The organism is Bradyrhizobium sp. 35, assembly GCF_023073215.1.
Lineage (GTDB): Bacteria > Pseudomonadota > Alphaproteobacteria > Rhizobiales > Xanthobacteraceae > Bradyrhizobium > Bradyrhizobium canariense_D.
In genome coordinates, this window is sequence record NZ_JADPJC010000014.1 from 18,431 (window position 1) to 36,143 (window position 17,713).

General features: G+C 65.1%; 19 protein-coding genes, 1 other RNA gene and 1 pseudogene. 13 read left to right on the plus strand and 8 right to left on the minus strand.

Translation table 11 applies throughout. The annotated features are described in order from the left end of the window. The first annotated feature begins 49 nt into the window (after positions 1 to 49). From IVB36_RS02200 to dapE, 5 genes are all read left to right on the plus strand, one after another. On the plus strand, positions 50 to 409 hold the full coding sequence (locus tag IVB36_RS02200) for a carboxymuconolactone decarboxylase family protein (protein ID WP_018453029.1): 360 nt from the start codon (positions 50 to 52) through the stop codon (positions 407 to 409). A 4-nt stretch (positions 410 to 413) separates the two neighbouring features. Continuing rightward, a complete protein-coding gene (locus IVB36_RS02205; RefSeq protein WP_231189775.1) occupies positions 414 to 869 on the plus strand; it encodes a DUF302 domain-containing protein in 456 nt (151 codons plus the stop codon). A gap of 126 nt (positions 870 to 995) precedes the next feature. Beyond that, the gene (gene dapD, locus IVB36_RS02210) at positions 996 to 1,841 is read left to right on the plus strand and encodes a 2,3,4,5-tetrahydropyridine-2,6-dicarboxylate N-succinyltransferase (RefSeq protein WP_026232441.1); all 846 of its coding nucleotides are present in this window, start codon (positions 996 to 998) and stop codon (positions 1,839 to 1,841) included. A 102-nt stretch (positions 1,842 to 1,943) separates the two neighbouring features. After that, positions 1,944 to 2,594, plus strand: a complete 651-nt coding sequence (locus tag IVB36_RS02215) for a DUF805 domain-containing protein (protein WP_018453026.1) — start codon at positions 1,944 to 1,946, stop codon at positions 2,592 to 2,594. Further along, entirely contained in the window at positions 2,591 to 3,757 is a 1,167-nt protein-coding gene (gene dapE, locus IVB36_RS02220; protein ID WP_018453025.1) for a succinyl-diaminopimelate desuccinylase, read from the plus strand. The genes IVB36_RS02215 and dapE overlap by 4 nt, the downstream gene beginning before the upstream one ends. A gap of 164 nt (positions 3,758 to 3,921) precedes the next feature. Here the strand turns inward: dapE and truA are convergent, their stop codons facing one another. The 3 genes from truA to def form a co-directional block, all read right to left on the minus strand. Beyond that, on the minus strand, positions 3,922 to 4,659 hold the full coding sequence (gene truA / locus IVB36_RS02225) for a tRNA pseudouridine(38-40) synthase TruA (RefSeq protein ID WP_026232440.1): 738 nt from the start codon (positions 4,657 to 4,659) through the stop codon (positions 3,922 to 3,924). Between the two features lie 120 nt (positions 4,660 to 4,779). Then, positions 4,780 to 5,703, minus strand: coding sequence for a methionyl-tRNA formyltransferase (gene fmt, locus IVB36_RS02230; RefSeq protein ID WP_018453023.1), 924 nt, complete (start codon positions 5,701 to 5,703; stop codon positions 4,780 to 4,782). Positions 5,704 to 5,715: 12 nt separating this feature from the next. After that, positions 5,716 to 6,240 carry a peptide deformylase gene (gene def / locus IVB36_RS02235; protein WP_007597693.1) on the minus strand — a complete coding sequence of 175 codons (525 nt, stop codon included), beginning with the start codon at positions 6,238 to 6,240 and terminating at the stop codon, positions 5,716 to 5,718. A gap of 171 nt (positions 6,241 to 6,411) precedes the next feature. Between def and rmuC the strand changes: the two genes are divergently transcribed. The 3 genes and pseudogenes from rmuC to IVB36_RS02250 all read left to right on the plus strand — a co-directional run bounded on the left by rmuC (position 6,412) and on the right by IVB36_RS02250 (position 9,427). Next, positions 6,412 to 7,611 (plus strand): DNA recombination protein RmuC, encoded by a 1,200-nt coding sequence (rmuC, locus tag IVB36_RS02240; protein WP_018453022.1) that lies wholly within the window; start codon positions 6,412 to 6,414, stop codon positions 7,609 to 7,611. Between the two features lie 62 nt (positions 7,612 to 7,673). After that, positions 7,674 to 7,976 (plus strand): annotated as a pseudogene (locus tag IVB36_RS02245) (GIY-YIG nuclease family protein). An 86-nt stretch (positions 7,977 to 8,062) separates the two neighbouring features. Further along, a complete protein-coding gene (locus IVB36_RS02250; RefSeq protein WP_018453019.1) occupies positions 8,063 to 9,427 on the plus strand; it encodes an MFS transporter in 1,365 nt (454 codons plus the stop codon). A gap of 139 nt (positions 9,428 to 9,566) precedes the next feature. Here IVB36_RS02250 and IVB36_RS02255 read toward each other — a convergent pair whose 3' ends face one another. The 5 genes from IVB36_RS02255 to ffs form a co-directional block, all read right to left on the minus strand. Next, the gene (locus IVB36_RS02255; RefSeq protein ID WP_026232439.1) at positions 9,567 to 10,004 is read right to left on the minus strand and encodes a hypothetical protein; all 438 of its coding nucleotides are present in this window, start codon (positions 10,002 to 10,004) and stop codon (positions 9,567 to 9,569) included. Between the two features lie 26 nt (positions 10,005 to 10,030). Then, entirely contained in the window at positions 10,031 to 10,633 is a 603-nt protein-coding gene (recR, locus tag IVB36_RS02260) for a recombination mediator RecR (protein ID WP_018453017.1), read from the minus strand. A 1-nt stretch (position 10,634) separates the two neighbouring features. Continuing rightward, positions 10,635 to 10,964, minus strand: a complete 330-nt coding sequence (locus IVB36_RS02265) for a YbaB/EbfC family nucleoid-associated protein (protein ID WP_247390446.1) — start codon at positions 10,962 to 10,964, stop codon at positions 10,635 to 10,637. Positions 10,965 to 11,069: 105 nt separating this feature from the next. Continuing rightward, positions 11,070 to 12,887, minus strand: coding sequence for a DNA polymerase III subunit gamma/tau (locus IVB36_RS02270; protein WP_018453016.1), 1,818 nt, complete (start codon positions 12,885 to 12,887; stop codon positions 11,070 to 11,072). A 94-nt stretch (positions 12,888 to 12,981) separates the two neighbouring features. Continuing rightward, positions 12,982 to 13,078, minus strand: an RNA gene (ffs, locus tag IVB36_RS02275) — signal recognition particle sRNA small type. A gap of 193 nt (positions 13,079 to 13,271) precedes the next feature. Between ffs and IVB36_RS02280 the strand changes: the two genes are divergently transcribed. The 5 genes from IVB36_RS02280 (at position 13,272) to IVB36_RS02300 (ending at position 17,577) form a co-directional block, all read left to right on the plus strand. After that, positions 13,272 to 14,117, plus strand: a complete 846-nt coding sequence (locus IVB36_RS02280) for a transporter substrate-binding domain-containing protein (RefSeq protein ID WP_018453015.1) — start codon at positions 13,272 to 13,274, stop codon at positions 14,115 to 14,117. Positions 14,118 to 14,241: 124 nt separating this feature from the next. Then, positions 14,242 to 14,904 carry an amino acid ABC transporter permease gene (locus IVB36_RS02285; protein ID WP_018453014.1) on the plus strand — a complete coding sequence of 221 codons (663 nt, stop codon included), beginning with the start codon at positions 14,242 to 14,244 and terminating at the stop codon, positions 14,902 to 14,904. Beyond that, entirely contained in the window at positions 14,901 to 15,698 is a 798-nt protein-coding gene (locus IVB36_RS02290) for an amino acid ABC transporter ATP-binding protein (RefSeq protein ID WP_018453013.1), read from the plus strand. Before IVB36_RS02285 ends, IVB36_RS02290 begins: the two co-directional genes overlap by 4 nt. Beyond that, complete coding sequence (locus IVB36_RS02295; protein ID WP_018453012.1) at positions 15,698 to 16,453, plus strand: SDR family oxidoreductase; 756 nt, start codon at positions 15,698 to 15,700, stop codon at positions 16,451 to 16,453. Before IVB36_RS02290 ends, IVB36_RS02295 begins: the two co-directional genes overlap by 1 nt. Further along, positions 16,450 to 17,577: a muconate cycloisomerase family protein gene (locus IVB36_RS02300; RefSeq protein WP_018453011.1), complete on the plus strand. Its 1,128-nt coding sequence runs from the start codon at positions 16,450 to 16,452 to the stop codon at positions 17,575 to 17,577. Before IVB36_RS02295 ends, IVB36_RS02300 begins: the two co-directional genes overlap by 4 nt. Positions 17,578 to 17,713: the final 136 nt, after the last annotated feature.

The following is a 17,713-nucleotide window of genomic DNA, read 5'->3' on the forward strand; positions in this document are numbered from 1 at the left end:
CGTCTATCTCTCGAGCTCGGCAACAACCCGCCGTTCGAGGAGAGAGACAATGATGATGGATTGGAGCGCCTATCGGAGCGACTTGCTGGCGCGGATCGGCGACATTGGTGCCCTAAGCCCGGCGACGCTGAAGGGCTATCGCGAACTTGGCGCGGCTGGCCCCCAGACAGGAAAGCTGGACGGAAAGACGCGCGAGTTGATCGCGCTGGCGGCGGCCGTGACCGCCCGCTGCGACGGGTGTATTGCGGTTCACGCCGCCGCCGCCGCACGTTTCGGCGCGAGCCGTGAGGAGCTCGCCGAGGCCCTCGGCGTGGCGATTGCGATCGGTGCGGGGGCGTCGTTGGTCTACTCGGCACGGACGCTCGAAGCGTTCGATGCGAGCCGGGCACCGAAGCCGGGCGAAGGCTGATCCGATGACGCAAACACCGCAACCTGTGGCCTTCTCCGGATGCGGTTCGGCCGCAAGCTCGTTTCAACGGTCGGTCACCTCTTCGTTGACCGTCGAAGAGGTGGTCACCCGCTTGAAGCAGGGAATCATTGCGGCAGACCTCTGGATCCTGCACGAGATCGACCCGCAAATGCTGCTCAGTCGTGGCGGCTTCGCCATCGGCCCCGCGCGTCAGGTCCTGTTTTTCCACCCACGCCTGATGTCGCGGCTGCTGACCGCCGATAGCGCGGCGCTGCTCGAGGCCCCCCTGAAGTTCGCCGTGATCGGCTTTCCAGACGGTCAAGCCGAACTGCGATGGCTTGATCCGGCTATGGCCTTCGCGCGCTACCGTTCACCGGCATTGACCGAACTCGGAAATGAGCTCGCCGGCCTCTGCGAGGGTATCGTGAACGGCATCGATCTCGCGGGCACATCAAAATAGCCGCCGGCCATGTCCCGGGCGCGTCCGAACGCGCCGGGACATGGCCGACTGCGTTCTTGACTCTCTCGCTCCAAGTCCCGAAAAAGCGATCCAAATTCCCCGCAAATGCTGCTCAAGGATCGCCAAATGTCCCTGTCCGTCCTCGAATCCACCATCAACGGCGCCTTCGAGGCGCGCGACGGCGTCTCGACCTCGACCAGGGGCGAGGTCCGCGAGGCCGTGGATCACGCGCTGGAGATTCTGGACAAGGGTGAGGCCCGCGTTGCCGAGCGCGGGGCCGACGGCAAGTGGAAGGTCAATCAATGGCTGAAGAAGGCGGTGCTGCTCTCGTTCCGCCTCAACGACATGGGCGCCATTTCCGGCGGCCCCGGCAAGGCGGCCTGGTGGGACAAGGTGCCCTCGAAGTTCGACGGCTGGGGCGAGAACCGCTTTCGGGATGCCGGTTTCCGTGCCGTCCCCGGCTCCATCGTGCGCCGCTCCGCCTTCATCGCCCGCAACGTCGTGCTGATGCCGTCCTTCGTCAATCTCGGCGCCTACGTCGATGAATCCACCATGATCGACACCTGGTCGACCGTCGGCTCCTGCGCGCAGATCGGCAAGCGCGTGCACATCTCCGGCGGCGTCGGCATCGGCGGCGTGCTCGAGCCGCTGCAGGCCGAGCCCGTGATCATCGAGGACGATTGCTTTATCGGCGCGCGCTCCGAGGTCGCCGAGGGCGTGATCGTGCGCAAGGGCGCGGTGCTGTCGATGGGCGTGTTCCTGGGGGCGTCGACCAAGATCGTCGATCGCGAGACCGGCGAGATCTTCATCGGCGAGGTGCCGGAATATTCGGTCGTCGTTCCCGGCGCGCTGCCCGGCAAGCCCATGAAGAACGGCCAGATCGGCCCGAGCACCGCCTGCGCCGTCATCGTCAAGCGCGTCGACGAGCGCACGCGCTCCAAAACCAGCATCAACGAGCTGCTGCGGGATTGATTCGCGGCACCAGCTGCCGTACGACACCGAGGGTCCATCGAACCCGCCCTCCCCCCATCGCGACCAACATCCGGGCGACCTTTCCCGCCCGGAGCCTTTGGAATGGACTGGATCTGGTATCTCTTCCGCTTCGACGGCCGCATCAACCGCGCGCTGCTGTGGCAGGCGCTGCTGCTCGTCATGATGCTGGCCTGCATGCTCGGGATGATCGACCAGGCCATCAAGGTGCTGAACGGGGCGGCAACTTTCGCCTTCAACTTCAAGGTCGACTTCGATTTCGGTGTCGACGACATCTTCAACGTGGTCGATCCCAGGGCCTATCGTCAGCTGGCTACGGCCGATCGCGCGACCCTCATCCTCAAAGTGTTCGGCACTTTGCTATTCCTGTGGATCTATCTCGCAACCGCGACCAAGCGGCTGCACGATCGCGACCGGAGCGGCTGGTGGCTGGTTCCGTTCTTCGTCGTGCCTGCGTTGTTCGACCAGTTCTCGGACCTGCTGCCCACCAATTCAAACTGGGTTCTTGCCGTCGCCTGGGCCGTGCACATTCCGTGGTTTTGGGGCCTCGTGGAAATGTTCATTGTGCCCGGCACCTCGGGCGACAACCGGTTCGGCCCCGATCCACTGGCCGTCCTTGAAGATGGCTCCGCGCCCGCACCTTCGACGAAAAGCTGGGACCAGCAGAGCGAGATCGAATTTGTCCCGCCCAGTGCTAGCCCACCCGGCGGCATGCATGTTAAGCGGGGCGCATGACCGATGCTCTCTCGATTGCCCGCGATCTCATCCGCTGCCCCTCGGTAACCCCCGCCGATGCCGGTGCACTGGGCGTGCTCGAAAAAGCCCTCAATGCGGCAGGCTTCACATGCCACCGCGTGACTTTCAGCGAGCCCGGCACCGCCGACGTCGACAATCTCTTTGCGCGGATCGGCACTGACGGGCCGCACATCACCTTTGCCGGCCACACCGACGTGGTACCGCCGGGCGACGAGAGCGCCTGGAGCGTCGGCGCGTTCTCGGGCGAGGTGAAGGACGGCTTTCTGCACGGCCGCGGCGCGGTCGACATGAAAGGCGGCATCGCCTGTTCGGTCGCCGCGGTGCTGGAGCATCTGGCCGCGAACGACGGCAAGCCGCGCAGCGACGGCAAAGGTTCGATCTCCTTCCTGATCACCGGCGACGAGGAAGACGTCTCCATCAATGGCACCATCAAGCTGCTGCAGTGGGCGGCCGAGCGCGGCGAAAAATTCGACCATTGCGTGCTCGGCGAGCCCTCCAATGTCGAGACCCTCGGCGACACCATCAAGGTCGGCCGCCGCGGCTCGCAATCCGGCACGCTGTATGTCGACGGCGTGCAGGGCCATGTCGCCTATCCGCACCGCGCCGCCAATCCGGTGCCTGATATCGCGCGGCTGATCGTGGCCATCTCGGACGAGCCGCTCGACCATGGTAGCGCGCAGTTCCAGGCCTCCAACCTCGAATTCACCTCGGTCGACGTCGGCAACACCGCCAACAACGTCATCCCGGGACAAGCGCGCGCAAAATTCAACATCCGCTACAACGACAACCACACTCAGGCGAGCCTGCGCGAGCTGGTCGAGATGCGGCTGACAAAAGCCTGCGGCAACCGCATTCGCGCCCGCATCGTCTGGGAGCCCTCGAACTCGAACGTGTTCGTGACCAAGCCCGGCCCGTTCACCGATCTCGCGGTGTCCGCGATCGAAGAAGTGACGGGCCGCAAGCCGGAGCTGTCGACCTCAGGCGGCACCTCGGACGCGCGCTTCATCTCAAGCTATTGCCCGGTGATCGAATTCGGCCTGGTCGGCCAGACCATGCACCAAATCGACGAACGCGTGCCGGTCAGGGACCTGGAGCGGTTGACCAAGGTGTATCGCGGGATTTTGGCGAGGTATTTTGGGTAGGCTCTTCCGCCTGCCCACTCCGCTGTCATCGCCCGACTTGATCGGGCGATCCAGTATTCCAGAGACGACAGTGACTGAGCCGAGAGGCCACGGCTACTGGATGCCCCGGTCAAGCCGGGGCATGACAGTGGGGGGATGTAGCGAGAGTACGCGCCCTCATCCCATCAGTAATCCACCTGCATCAGATACAGCCCGTCCGGCGGGGCGACGATGCCGCAGGCGGCGCGGTTGCGTGCGGCGAGCGCTGCGGAGAGATCATCGGCGGTCCAGCGGCCTTCGCCGACCCACATCAGCGACCCCACCATCGAACGCACCTGGCTGTGCAGGAATGAGCGCGCCGAGGTGACTATGGTGATCTCGCGCCCGTCGCGCAGCACGTCGAGCTGATCGAGCGTCTTCTCCGGCGACCTGGCCTGGCACTCGGTGTCGCGGAAGGTGGTGAAATCGTGCTTGCCGAGCAGGCGTTGTGCCGCCGCATGCATCGCATCGGCGTCGAGCCGGCGCGGCACGCGCCAGGCGTGGCCGGCATCGAGTGCGAGATTGGCGCGAGTGTTGACGATACGGTAGCGGTAGTGGCGCTTGATGGCTGAAAAGCGCGCCTCGAAACTATCAGGCACGATATCCGCTTCGAGCACCGCGACAGGATGCGGGCGCAGATGCGCATTCAAGCCGTCGCGAAAACGGCCCGGCGGAAACTGCTTGCCGACATCGACATGCGCGACCTGGCCGCGCGCATGCACGCCGGCATCGGTGCGGCCGGCACCATGGACGCGCGCATCCGCGCCGGTCATCGCCTTCACAGCGGCCTCCAACGCGCCCTGCACCGAGGGCAGCGTCTCCTGCACCTGCCAGCCGAAGAACGGCGCGCCGTCATATTCGATGGTGAGCTTGTAGCGGGGCATCTTGTCCAGTTTCGCTGTCATCGCCCGGCTCGACCGGGCAATCCAGTACTCCGCAGCCTATCCGTTCGACCGAGAAGCCTCGGCGTACTGGATACCCCGCCTTCGCAGGGTATGACAGCGTCAGGTGAATTTGGCGCCGGTCTTCAACGGCACGCCGCGCAGGAAGTCCGCGGCCTGCATGCGTGCCTTGCCTTCGCGCTGGAGCTCGATCAGACGGATTGCACCCTCGCCGCAGGCGATGGTGAGGTGATCGTCGAGCACCTCGCCGGGTGCGCCCGTGCCTTTCGCCAGCTCGCAGCGCAGGATCTTGACCCGCGCATTCTCAAGTTCGGCCCAGGCGCCGGGAAACGGCGACAGGCCGTGGATATGGCGCAGCACCTCGCGCGCGGGCCTGGTCCAGTCGATCCGCGCCTCGGCCTTGTCGATCTTGGCGGCATAGGTGACGCCGTCCTCGCTCTGCTGCTTCAGCTGAAGCCCGCCGCGCGCCAGCGCGGCCATGGCGCGCACCATCAGATCGGCACCGAGCCGCGACAGACGATCGTGCAGATCGAGCGCGGTCATGTTGTCCGTGATCGCGAGCCGTTCCGCCATAGCGACGTCGCCGGTGTCGAGGCCAACATCCATCTTCATCACCATCACGCCGCTCTCGGCATCGCCGGCCATGATCGCGCGGTTGATGGGAGCGGCACCGCGCCAGCGTGGCAGCAGCGAGGCGTGCAGGTTGTAGCAGCCGAGCTTTGGCGCATCGAGGATCGCCTGCGGCAGGATCATGCCATAGGCGACGACGACGGCCGCATCGGCGTCAAAGGCGCGAAACTCTTCCAGCGCCTCCGGCGTTTTCAAAGTCTTCGGCGTCAGCACGGGCACACCGAGCTTTCGCGCGGCCTCTTCCACCGGGGTCGGCTGCAATTGCAGCCCGCGCCGTCCGCCGGGCTTCGGCGCGCGCGTGTACACGGCCGCGATCTCGTGGCCATGCGCGACGAGCTCGAGCAGCGTCGGCACGGAGAAATCGGGCGTGCCCATGAAGATCAGGCGGAGGGGCATCGACAGAGAACCTCACTCCGCGCGCTTGGCGGCTTTCTCGAACTTCTTCAGCACGCGGTCGCGCTTGAGCTTTGACAGATAGTCGACGAACAGCACGCCGTTGAGATGGTCGATCTCGTGCTGGATGCAGGTGGCGTAGAGGCCTTCGGCGTCCTCCTCGTGCACCTTGCCGTCGAGATCGGTGTAGCGCACCCGCACCTTCGCAGGGCGCTCGACCTCCTCGTAATATTCGGGGATCGACAGGCAGCCTTCCTCGTAGACCGACAGGTCCTCCGAAGAGGCGATGATTTCCGGATTGATGAAGACGCGCGGCTCGGGCTTGGTCTCGCCGTCCTGGTCGGGCTTGGCGAGGTCCATGGTGATCAGCCGCAACGGCTGCGCGATCTGGATCGCCGCGAGCCCGATGCCGGGCGCGTCGTACATGGTCTCGAACATGTCGTCGGCAAGCTTGCGGATCTCCGGCGTGACCTTCTCGATCGGCTTGGAGACCAGACGCAGCTGCTTGTCGGGCAGGATGATGATTTCTCTGAGGGCCATGGCCGCGATTTAAGCCGCGCGTTCGATGCGGTCAATGCGGCCGGGAACCCCGTTAACCCTCCGCTAACCATAAAACTTCAGGTTTCGTTAACCATAAAAATTAACAGAGCATTTACCATAAATGTTCGCTATTCGTTCGTGTCTCGAAGCGAATCGGCTAGAAGCAGGGGCATGAACGAGATCATTTTCATGCTTGGCGACTGGCCGGTGCGCACCGTGGACGCGCTGATCGGCTTCGGCGCCCTGGTCCTTATCCTGCTGCTCGTGATTGCCGTCGTGATCGCGCGGTCAGGGCGGCGCGGCGCGGAACTCGCGATGGCCAACGCCATCCGCGCCGACGAGCTCGAGGAGCGCATCAGCCAGATGCTGCACGCCCAGAGCGAGGCTTCGGGGCGAGTCGACGCCATGACCCAGACGCTGGCCGGCCGCCAGGCCGACATGGCGCGCGCGGTCAACGAGCGGCTGGATTCGGTGACCCACCGCGTCGGCCAGTCCATGGAGCACTCGACCCGCAACACCATGGAGAGCCTGCACGCGCTGCACGAGCGGCTCGGCATCATCGACAGCGCGCACAAGAACCTCACCGACCTCACCACGCAGGTGACGACCCTGCGCGACGTGCTCGCCAACAAGCAGTCGCGCGGCGCCTTCGGTCAGGCGCGGATGGAAGCGATCGTCCAGGACGGTCTGCCGAAGGGCGCCTACGAGTTCCAGTTCACGCTCTCGACCGGCAAGCGTCCGGACTGCGTCGTGTTCCTGCCCGACCAGCGTCCGCTCTGCATCGACGCGAAATTTCCGCTGGAGGCGATGACCGCGCTGCATGATGCGCGCACCGACGAGGAAAAGCGCATCGCCACGCAGCGGCTGCGCGGTGACGTGATGAAGCATGTCAGCGACATCGCCGAAAAATATCTCGTCGCCGGCGAGACCCAGGAAATGGCGTTGATGTTCGTGCCGTCGGAATCGGTCTACGCCGAGATCCACGACGGTTTCGACGACGTGATCCAGAAGGCGTATCGCGCCCGCGTCGTGCTGGTGTCGCCGTCGCTTTTGATGCTCGCAATCCAGGTGATGCAGCAGATCATGAAGGACGCGCGCATGCGCGATGCCGCCGACCAGATCCAGACCGAAGTGATCAAGCTCGGCGACGACCTCGGCCGCCTGCGCGATCGCGTGCTGAAATTGCAGAAGCACTTTGCCGACGCGAACGAGGACGTCCGCCAGATCCTGATCTCCGCCGACAAGATCGAGAAGCGCGCGGGGCGCATCGAAGAGCTCGATTTCAGCAAGAGCGATGCCCCCGAAGCCCCGCATCTCGTGGCGACCGGCGCTGCCGAGTTGTTCCCGAGGAAGCTCCAGGCGGGGGAGTAGAATATAGAACACACTGTCGTCGCCCGGCTTGACCGGGCGACCCAGTATCCCAGAGACGGCAGATGGGCGGGCGCTGCTACTACGTGTACATTCTCGCCAGCAAGATGGGCGACACGCTCTACATTGGCGTAACGAACGATCTCATCCGCCGTGTGGCCGAACACAAATTGCAGTTAGTCGAGAGCTTCACGAAGGAATAGGGCGTTGTGAAGCTAGTCTATTTCGAGCAATTCGATGATCCCGAGAATGCGATAAAACGCGAGAAGCGCCTGAAAAAATGGACGCGCGCCTGGAAGATTGCGCTGATCGAGAAGGATAATCCCGATTGGAACGATCTCTATGCGGAGATCGCGGGCCCTCCATAACTCCGGCCTCTGGAATACTGGGTCGCCCGGTCAAGCCGGGCGACGACACCTCACTTGTGGCTCTCAGAATCTGCTAACACCACCCCATGACCGCACCCGACGCGACCTCCCCTGCCGGCCCCGGCACGGCCCCCACCTCCTGGCGTGACAGCCTTGCCGTTTACCTGCAGCCGCGGGTGCTGATCGTGCTGTTCCTCGGTTTCTCGTCCGGGCTGCCGCTGGCGCTGTCGGGCTCGACGCTGCTGGTGTGGATGCGGGAATCCGGCGTCGATCTCAAGACCATCGGGCTGTTTGCGCTGGTCGGCACGCCCTACACGCTGAAATTCCTTTGGGCGCCGCTGGTCGATGCGATGCATGTGCCGCTGTTCACGCGCGCCTTCGGGCGGCGCCGCGGCTGGCTGCTGTTCTCGCAATTGCTGCTGATCGCAGCGATCCTGCTGCTGGCGCTGACCGATCCCGCGCGCTCGCCGTTCTACGTCGCGCTCGGCGCATTGCTGGTGGCGACGGCCTCGTCGACGCAGGACATCGTGGTCGACGCCTTCCGCGTCGAGAGCCTGCCGGAGAGCGAGCAGGCCGCCGGCATGGCGTCCTATGTCGCGGCCTATCGCATCGGCATGCTGGTCTCGACCGCCGGCGCGCTGTTCATCGTCTCCGGCTTCGAGAGCACCGGCATCACCCGCACGTCCGCCTGGATGTGGGGCTATGTGGTGATGGCGGCGATGGTCCTGATCGGGACGATCACGGCGCTGGTCGCGACCGAGCCCGAGCAGTCATTGCGGGCGGAAGCCGCGACGCAGACGCAGACCGCGCTCGCGCGCGTGCTGCACGCGGCAATCGGCGCCTTCTCGGAATTCCTGACGCGCAAGGACGCGCTTGCGGCACTCGCCTTCGTCGTGCTGTTCAAGTTCACCGATGCCTTTTCCGGCACGATGACCGCGCCGTTCGTGATCGACCTCGGCTTCTCCCGCAACGACTATGCGGCGATCGTGAAGGGCGTGGGCCTTGCTGCGACTCTGATCGGCGGCTTTGCCGGCGGCTTCGTCGCGCGGCGCTATTCGCTTGCGACCAGCCTCTGGATCGGCGGCGTGGTGCAGGCGCTCGCGAACCTCTCCTTCTCCTGGCTGGCCTTCGTCGGCACCAGCCAATGGGCGCTCGCCTTCGCCATCACCTGTGAGAACTTCACCAGCGCCATCGGCACGGTGATCTTCGTCGCCTATCTTTCGGCGCTCTGCCAGAACCCGCTGCACACGGCGACGCAATATGCGCTGCTCACCGCGCTTGCCGCGGTGGGGCGGACCTATCTCTCGTCAGGCGCCGGCTTCGTGGCTGATACCACCGGCTGGCCGCTGTTCTTCGTGATCTGCATGCTGGTGGCGATCCCGAGCCTGGTGCTGCTGGCCTGGTTGCAGAAGCGCGGGCATTTTGATGCGCTGGGGCCGGTGCGGGTTTAGCGCAACGCCGTCATGGCCGGGCTTGTCCCGGCCATCCACGCCTTGCTACGCGGCGCCAAAAACGTGGATGCCCGGGACGAGCCCGGGCATGACGAAAAACAGATGCGCTTATATGTGTGGCGAGCAAACGGGGCGCCCCCTACTGCTTCTTGATCAGGCTCCATTTCGTGATCACGGCCTCGCTCATCTGGCCGGGATCGCTGGCGCAGGCGACTTCGTCGACCTTGACCGAGATCTCCTTGCCGGCAAACGTCTTCAGCTGCGCTGCCTGCGCGTCGCCGCTGGGAACGAGCTGGAAGGTTTCGGGTCCGGTCTCGAGATTGCACAGCCCGCTCGGCGGCGGCAGTCGGCGCGGCTCGGAGGTGATCTGGTAGGTCGCAACCCGCTTGCCGACGTTCTTGACGTCGCGCACTTTCATCGTGTTCAGCTCGCCCGACAGCACCTCCCCGGCATTGATCGGCTTGCCGGGCTTCGACGGCGGCGGAGCCCCGTCGTCCTGTTGCGCGGAGATGGCCGGCGTCGCCAGCATCGTCAGCGTCGCGACCAAAGCCCATCGTGTGGCGAAAAGTTTCGTCATGTCGTCCGTTCCGTAAGTCTGGATGGCTAGAACAGGGTGCGCTGCCGCATCGCGGCCGATAGCGTACCTTCATCGAGATAATCAAGCTCGCCGCCGACCGGCACACCATGGGCGAGCCGGGTTACTTTTACGTTGGCGTCCTGAAGCAGGTCGGTGATGTAATGTGCCGTGGTCTGGCCGTCGACGGTGGCATTCAGCGCCAGGATGACCTCATGCACCTGCGCCTCATGCGCGCGCGCGACCAGCGCCTCGATGGTGAGGTCCTGCGGGCCGACGCCGTCGAGCGGCGACAATGTCGCACCCAGCACGTGATAGCGCCCTTGAGTGGCATTGGCCCGTTCCAGCGCCCAGAGATCGGCAACGTCGGCGACGACGACGATGATCGAGGGGTCGCGCCTCGGATCGGTGCAGACCGTGCAGGGACTTTGCGTGTCGATGTTGCCGCAGGTCTTGCAGACCTGGACCTTCTCGAGCGCGACCTGCATGGCCGAGGACAGCGGTATCATCAGCGCTTCGCGCTTCTTGATCAGATGCAACGCGGCGCGCCGCGCCGAGCGCGGACCGAGGCCCGGCAGCCGCGCGAGAAGCTGGACCAGCCGCTCGATTTCAGGACCCGCAACAGCGCCCATCCTAGTGGCCGAACAGCCCCGACAGCCCCGGCGGCAGACCGAGCCCGCCGGTGAGCGACTGCATCTTCTCCTGCATGGCGGCTTCCGCCTTGCGGCGGGCCTCGCCGAAGGCGGTGACGAGCAGATCCTCGAGCACCTCGCGCTCTTCCGCCTTCATCAGCGAAGGATCGATCTTGACGCCCTTGACGTCCATCTTCGCGGTCATGCGCACGGCGACGAGACCGCCGCCGGAGATGCCCTCGACCTCGACGTTGGCGAGCTGGTCCTGCATCTCCTGCATCTTGGATTGCAGCTGCTGCGCCTGCTTCATCATGCCGAAAATATCGACCATCGGTGCTGTCCTTGGTTGGCGCGATGACTCATCGTCGCGCCTTCGCTGATTGTTTTGAGCGTGATCCAGTCGGAAAAGCGCTGCACGCTTTTTCCGGATCATGCTCTAGAGATCGTCGCCGTCGGAACCGTCGGGCGGATCGTCACTGCCATAGTCGGCGTTAATATCGGATTCCGGCGCCTCGGGGGCAAGCCTGCGGACCTCGACGACCTTCGCACCCGGAAACCGCGACAGCACCTCGCGCACGCGCGGATCGGCCTCGGCGGTGCGCGCATGTTCCTGCTTGGCCGCCTGGCTTACCGAGCGCAGCGTCGGCTGGCCCGGCTCGTTGGAGACGATCACGGTCCAGCGGCGCCCGGTCCAGAGCTCGAATTTTCGCGCGAGATCGGAAATCATGGTCTTGGAGGCGTTCGGCTCGAGCGCGACTTCCAGCCGGCCCTCCTCGAAACGAACGAGGCGCATGTCGCCTTCGAGCGCGCCCTTGGTCAGGAGGTCGCGCTTCTGCCCGGCCAGGGCAACGAGCTGGGTGAAGCTCGTGACGCGCAACACGGGCGTGGCAGCTTGCGGATCCGGCGCGGGTGTTGCCATCTGCGGACGAGCACCACCGCCGCCGAACGAGGACGGTGACGAATTCGGCATGCGAACGGGAGCCGCGGACGCCACCGGCCCGGCCGGCGCGTTGCGCGCGGCACTGCCGCCGCTCACGACCGGCGAACCACCGCCGTTCTGCTCCAGCATCTTGATCGCTTCGTCAGGCGTCGGCAGGTCGGCGACATAGGCGATGCGCACCAGCACCATCTCGGCGGCTGCGGCGGGCCGCGTCGCGGCCTGCACCTCGGTGATGCCCTTGAGCAGCATCTGCCACATCCGCGACAGCACGCGCATCGAGATCTTCGAGGCGAAATCCCGCGCGCGCACGCGCTCGGTCTCGCCATAGGCGACGTTGTCGGCGGTCGCCGGCACGATCTTCACGCGGGTGACGAAATTGACGAATTCGGCGAGATCCGAGAGCACGACGATCGGATCGGCGCCGACGTCGTACTGGTCGCGGAACTCCCTAAACGCGGACGCGATGTCGCCACGCGCCAGAGAATCGAAAAGATCGATGACACGGGTGCGGTCGGCGAGCCCCAGCATCTGCCTGACGGCATCGGCCTTCACGGTGCCTGCCGCATGCGCGATCGCCTGATCGAGCAGCGAGAGCGAATCGCGCACCGAGCCTTCCGCGGCGCGTGCGATGATACCTAGTGCTTCGGGCTCGATCTCGACGTTTTCCTTGGCCGCGATGTTGGCCAGATGCTTCATCAGCACGTCGGCCTCGACGCGGCGCAGGTCAAAACGCTGGCAGCGCGACAGCACCGTGACCGGAACCTTGCGGATCTCGGTCGTTGCGAACACGAACTTGGCGTGCTCCGGCGGTTCCTCCAGCGTCTTCAGGAAGGCGTTGAACGCCGCCGTCGACAGCATGTGGACTTCGTCGATGATGTAGACCTTGTAGCGGGCGCTGGCCGGCGCGTAGCGGACGCTGTCATTGATCTGACGGACGTCGTCCACGCCGGTGTGCGAGGCCGCGTCCATCTCCAGCACGTCCATGTGCCGGCTTTCCATGATGGCCTGGCAATGCACGCCGAGCGTCGGCATCTGGACCGTCGGGCCCTTCACCGAGCCATCCGGCATCTCGTAGTTGAGCGCGCGGGCAAGGATGCGCGCAGTGGTGGTCTTGCCGACCCCGCGGACGCCGGTGAGAATCCAGGCCTGCGGAATGCGACCGGTCTCGAACGCATTTGAGACGGTGCGGACCACGGCTTCCTGGCCGATCAGATCGTCGAACGAGGAAGGACGGTATTTCCGCGCCAGCACCCGGTAGGGCGTGCTGGCCCGGCCGGCGCTGTCAGGGTTGGGAGGGGCGCCAGCGTCGGTCATCGGTCGATCCGCAATGAAGTGTCTTTCGGCCGGCTTTGCGGAAAGGAGCGCGCTGGCGGCCCGAGCCGCCGGCGCAATTCGCTCGGAAAAACAGGTAGGAGACTGACGAGCGACCCGATCCGGACCTCGTTAGGGCTGCTTCCTTCCGGACCTGACCCGGTTGGCGAGTGGCTCGTCCACCGCCAATCTCCCGGCCCCTATTTGGGGCCAAAAGGACCGGAAAGCAAGCGGGTATCGGCTTGAACAGGCGCGGCTTCATGGTGGCTTGCCCAGCATCCGGGCAATTCCTGGTCTGCCCAGCCGATAGGCTGTGCTTTCACTGCCGGAGGCGCCTTGGTAAGAACGCTGCCGGAACTTCTTCCAACAGAAAAGCGATTGATCCCAATGGTTACACGTCGTGATGTTGCATCGATTGTCGGACTTGGCGCGATTGGCGCGGCGACGCTGGCCTCCCCTGCCGTGGCGCAGACCGCCGATACCAACGAATCGACCTTCGCCCGCATCCGCCGCACCAAGAAGATGCGGATCGGCGCGGTCGGCGGCGGCGCGCCCTATTACATGAAGGATCTTTCGACCGGCCAGTGGAAAGGCTTTTACGTCGACATCGCCAAGGCGCTCGCCGAGGACATGGAGGCCGAGCTCGAGATCACCGAGACCACCTGGGGCAATTCGGTGCTCGACCTGCAGTCCAACAAGATCGACATCTTCTTCGGCCTCAACCCGACCCCGAAGCGCGCGCTGGTGGTCGACTTCTCGGTGCCGGTCTTCAACAACGCCTTCGGCATCCTCTGCAAGAAGGACTTCAAGCCGAAGAGCTGGGCCGAGCTGAACTCGCCCGACATCAAGATCGCGGTCGACCAGGGCTCCTCGCACGACCAAGTCGTGAGCCGCCTGACGCCGAAGGCGCAGATCTCGCGGCTGAAGACCGCCGACGACGCCACCGCCGCGCTCCAGACCGGCCGCGTCGACGCGCAGTGCCTGATCACCATGCTGTCGCTCACGGTGCTGAAGAAAAATCCCTCGCTGGGCCAGTTCGTGCTGCCGACGCCGATCTTTGCTACCACGTCGAACGCCGGCTTCCGCCGCGAGACCGACAAGACCTGGCGCGACTACGTCAACACCTGGATCGACTTCAACAAAGGCCTCGGCTTCATTCGCAACGCCATCATCACCAACATGGAGCTGGTGGGCGTGACCGAGGCGGACATTCCGCCGGGCGTTTCGCTGTAGTCTTCCACTGTCATTCCGGGGCGCCCAAAGGGCGAACCCGGAATCTCGAGATTCCGGGCTCGATGCTTCGCATCGCCCCGGACGACAATGCCGGCGGTCAAGGCGTTCGACGAGTAACACACGCATGTATCAGTGGGACTTCGGCATCCTCTGGAGCTATCGCTGGCTCTTTCTCAACGGGCTCGGCGTCACCGTAGGCTTCACCGTGGTCATCGTCGTGCTTGGCCTCGTCTTCGGCCTGTTCGGCGCGTTCGGCACCCTGTCGCGCTTTCGCGCGGTGCGCCTGCTCGCGCTCACCTTCATCGAGGCGTTCCGCTGCACGCCGATCCTGGTGCAGCTGATCTGGTTCTATTACGCGCTGCCGATCCTGGCGGGTGTCGAGATGACCCCAATCACGGCGTCGGCGCTGGCGCTGTCGCTCTATGGCGGCTCGTTCTATTCGGAGATCATCCGCGGCGGCATCATCTCGATCGACCGCGGCCAGTCCGAAGCCGGTGCCGCGCTCGGTATGACCCCGGGACAGAGCATGCGGCGCATCGTGCTGCCGCAGGCGATCAAGCGCATGATCCCGGCGCTGATGAACCAGTCGATCATCCAGTTCAAGAACACCTCGCTGGTCTCGGTGCTGGCGGTGCCTGATCTGGTCTATCAGAGCCAGGTCGCCGCCCATGACAGCTACCGTCCGCTGGAAACCTACACCGCCGTCGCGGTCGCCTATGCGGCGATCCTGATCCCCCTGACCATCATGGTCCGGCGCGGCGAGAAGCGACTGGCGGTCGGCGAATGAGCGACACCTCTTCCAAGATCGAGATCCGGGCGCTGCGCAAAAGCTTTGGCAGCAACGAGGTTTTGAAGAGCATCAGCCTGGATGTCGCGAAGGGCGGCGTCGTGGCGCTGATCGGCCCGTCCGGCTCCGGCAAGTCGACGCTGCTCCGCTGCATCAACCTCCTGGTGACGCCCGACGGCGGCAGCGTTCGCGTCGGCGACACCCGCTTTTCGTTCGGCGAGGGTACGAAGCTCCCCGATGTGAAGACGCTGGCCAAATTCCGTACCACCACCGGCATGGTGTTCCAGCATTTCAATCTGTTCCCGCACATGACGACGCTGCAGAACGTGATGGAGGGACCGGTCACGGTGCGGCGCATGGCCAAGGCGGACGCCGAGAAGCTGGCGCGGGCCCAACTCACGAAGGTGGGCCTTGCAGAGAAGGCCGACCAATATCCGGCAACGCTCTCCGGCGGACAGAAGCAGCGCGTCGCGATTGCGCGGGCGCTCGCCATGGAGCCGGACGTGATGCTGTTCGACGAGGTCACCTCCGCGCTCGATCCCGAGCTTGTCGGCGAGGTCTTGAACGTCATGCAGCAGCTGGCGTCGGAGGGCATGACCATGGTGATCGTCACCCACGAGATCGCCTTTGCCCGCGAAGTCGCCGACCGTCTGATCTTCATGCGCGACGGCGTCGTGGTCGAGGAAGGCCCGGCGCGACAGGTGATCGACAATCCGCAGGAAGGAGCGACGCGCGCGTTCCTCAGCCATTTCCACCGCACCGGCGCGCTGCCGCCGGTTACAACGGCATCGTGATGTCCGAAATCGATCGCGTCTATCTTGTCACCGGCGCCGCCAGCGGCATCGGCCGCGCCACCGCAAAACTGCTCGCGGGGCCCGGCACTGCGCTGCTGCTGCACACGCGCTCCAACGCAGCCGGCCTCGACGCCACGGCGGCGGAAGCCGAAGCGCAAGGCGCGATCGTCGCAAAATGCCTCGGCGATCTCGCCGAGGAGACCGCGGCCACCGACACCGTCGCCGCTACGCAACGTGCCTTCGGCCGGCTCGACGGATTGATCCTGATCGGCGGCCATGCCCGGCGCGGCAGCGCCATCGGTACGCCGGCGGATCAGTTCCGCAAGGCAATGGACGAGTCGGCGCTGGCGTTCACACGGTTGGTGGACGCCGCGCTGCCGCTGCTGCGTGCAGGGCGAGATTCGCGGATCGTGGCGGTGTCGTCGTTCGTCGCTCACGCGATCCGGCCGGAGTTCGCGCCCTTTGCAGCGACGGCCGCGAGCCGCTCCGCGCTCGAAGCGCTGGTGCGGCTCACCGCAGTCGAGCTCGCCAGGGAGGGCATCACCGTCAACGCCGTCGCGCCGGGCCTGATCGTCAAGGACAAGCCCAGCGAAAGCCGGCTTACACCCGAGCAGATCGCCGCGACCGAGACGCTGATCCCGATGGGCCGCCGCGGGCGACCGGAGGAAGTCGCCGAGATCATCGCCTTCCTGGCATCCCCAAAAGCATCCTACGTCACCGGCCAGGTCTGGCACGTCAATGGAGGCCTGACATGACCGAAGCCACCATCGAACGTCTCAGGCTGTTCCTGATCGAGAGCCCGATCAAGATGGCGCGCCTCCAGGGCGTCGGCAACGTCAAGGGTACGGTGAAGCGCGTGCTGCTGGAGCTCACGTCGAGCGACGGCGTGATCGGCTGGGGCGAGGCGGCACCATGGGAAGTGTTCACGGGAACGCCGGAAGCGGCGTTCGCCGCGCTCGACATCTATTTGCGGCCAATCGTGCTCGGCAAGTCGGTGCGCCGCATCCGCGCGCTGATGGCCGAGCTCGATCGTGCGCTGGTCGGACATGCCGAAGCCAAGGTCGCGATCGAGATGGCGCTGCTCGACATCGTCGGCAAGTCGTCGGGACTTTCGGTCGCCGACCTGCTCGGCGGGCGCGTACGCGACACGATCCCGCTGTCGTTCTCGATCGCCGATCCGGATTTCGCCGCCGATCTCGAACGCATGCGGAAGATGGTTCCGGACGGCAATTTGATCTACAAGGTCAAGACCGGCGTGAAGCCGCATCGCGAGGATCTCGATCATCTCGCGGCGATCCGGAAAGAATTCGGCGACAAGGTCGATCTACGCGTCGATTACAACCAGGCGCTGGCGCCGTTCGGCGCCATCAAAATCCTGCGCGATATCGAGCAGTTTGCGCCGACCTTCATCGAGCAGCCGGTGCCGCGCAAATTTCTCGACGTGATGGCGCAGCTCACCGCGGCGCTGGAAACGCCGGTGCTCGCCGACGAAAGCTGTTTCGACCGCCGCGACATGATGGAGGTGGTGCGCCGCGAGGCGGCAGATGCCGTCTCGATCAAGCTGATGAAGGCCGGCGGCCTGTTCGAGGCGCAGGCGATCATGGCGATCGCTGACATCGCGGGCCTGCCCGGCTATGGCGGCACGCTGTGGGAGGGCGGCATCGGGCTTGCCGCCGGCACGCAGCTGATCGCCGCGACGCCGGGCATCTCGCTCGGCTGCGAATTCTACATGCCGCATCATGTGCTGACCGAGGACGTGCTGGAAGAGCGCGTCGCCAATCGCGGCGGCCACGTCGTGGTGCCGGACGGTGCCGGCCTCGGCATCCGCGTCAGCGAAGCCTCGGTCCGCGCCAATGCGCGGGTGTTGGCGGAGGGGTAAAGGCACGCCCCCACCGTCGTCCTGGCGAAAGCCAGGACCTGAGTTCACAAACGAAGTGCAACACTTCCATCTGGAGGTGTTGCCATGGGGCGGACTTACAAACAGCTCTCCCTTGACGATCGATGCGAGATTGCCC

Excerpts from the sequence above, each read along its gene's own strand:
- IVB36_RS02200 (WP_018453029.1), top strand. The coding sequence starts at position 50 with ATGATGATGGATTGGAGCGCCTATCGGAGCGACTTGCTGGCGCGGATC.
- IVB36_RS02205 (WP_231189775.1), top strand. The coding sequence starts at position 414 with ATGACGCAAACACCGCAACCTGTGGCCTTCTCCGGATGCGGTTCGGCC.
- dapD (WP_026232441.1), top strand. The coding sequence starts at position 996 with ATGTCCCTGTCCGTCCTCGAATCCACCATCAACGGCGCCTTCGAGGCG.
- IVB36_RS02215 (WP_018453026.1), top strand. The coding sequence starts at position 1,944 with ATGGACTGGATCTGGTATCTCTTCCGCTTCGACGGCCGCATCAACCGC.
- dapE (WP_018453025.1), top strand. The coding sequence starts at position 2,591 with ATGACCGATGCTCTCTCGATTGCCCGCGATCTCATCCGCTGCCCCTCG.
- truA (WP_026232440.1), bottom strand. The coding sequence starts at position 4,659 with ATGCCCCGCTACAAGCTCACCATCGAATATGACGGCGCGCCGTTCTTC.
- fmt (WP_018453023.1), bottom strand. The coding sequence starts at position 5,703 with ATGCCCCTCCGCCTGATCTTCATGGGCACGCCCGATTTCTCCGTGCCG.
- def (WP_007597693.1), bottom strand. The coding sequence starts at position 6,240 with ATGGCCCTCAGAGAAATCATCATCCTGCCCGACAAGCAGCTGCGTCTG.
- rmuC (WP_018453022.1), top strand. The coding sequence starts at position 6,412 with ATGAACGAGATCATTTTCATGCTTGGCGACTGGCCGGTGCGCACCGTG.
- IVB36_RS02250 (WP_018453019.1), top strand. The coding sequence starts at position 8,063 with ATGACCGCACCCGACGCGACCTCCCCTGCCGGCCCCGGCACGGCCCCC.
- IVB36_RS02255 (WP_026232439.1), bottom strand. The coding sequence starts at position 10,004 with ATGACGAAACTTTTCGCCACACGATGGGCTTTGGTCGCGACGCTGACG.
- recR (WP_018453017.1), bottom strand. The coding sequence starts at position 10,633 with ATGGGCGCTGTTGCGGGTCCTGAAATCGAGCGGCTGGTCCAGCTTCTC.
- IVB36_RS02265 (WP_247390446.1), bottom strand. The coding sequence starts at position 10,964 with ATGGTCGATATTTTCGGCATGATGAAGCAGGCGCAGCAGCTGCAATCC.
- IVB36_RS02270 (WP_018453016.1), bottom strand. The coding sequence starts at position 12,887 with ATGACCGACGCTGGCGCCCCTCCCAACCCTGACAGCGCCGGCCGGGCC.
- IVB36_RS02280 (WP_018453015.1), top strand. The coding sequence starts at position 13,272 with ATGGTTACACGTCGTGATGTTGCATCGATTGTCGGACTTGGCGCGATT.
- IVB36_RS02285 (WP_018453014.1), top strand. The coding sequence starts at position 14,242 with ATGTATCAGTGGGACTTCGGCATCCTCTGGAGCTATCGCTGGCTCTTT.
- IVB36_RS02290 (WP_018453013.1), top strand. The coding sequence starts at position 14,901 with ATGAGCGACACCTCTTCCAAGATCGAGATCCGGGCGCTGCGCAAAAGC.
- IVB36_RS02295 (WP_018453012.1), top strand. The coding sequence starts at position 15,698 with ATGTCCGAAATCGATCGCGTCTATCTTGTCACCGGCGCCGCCAGCGGC.
- IVB36_RS02300 (WP_018453011.1), top strand. The coding sequence starts at position 16,450 with ATGACCGAAGCCACCATCGAACGTCTCAGGCTGTTCCTGATCGAGAGC.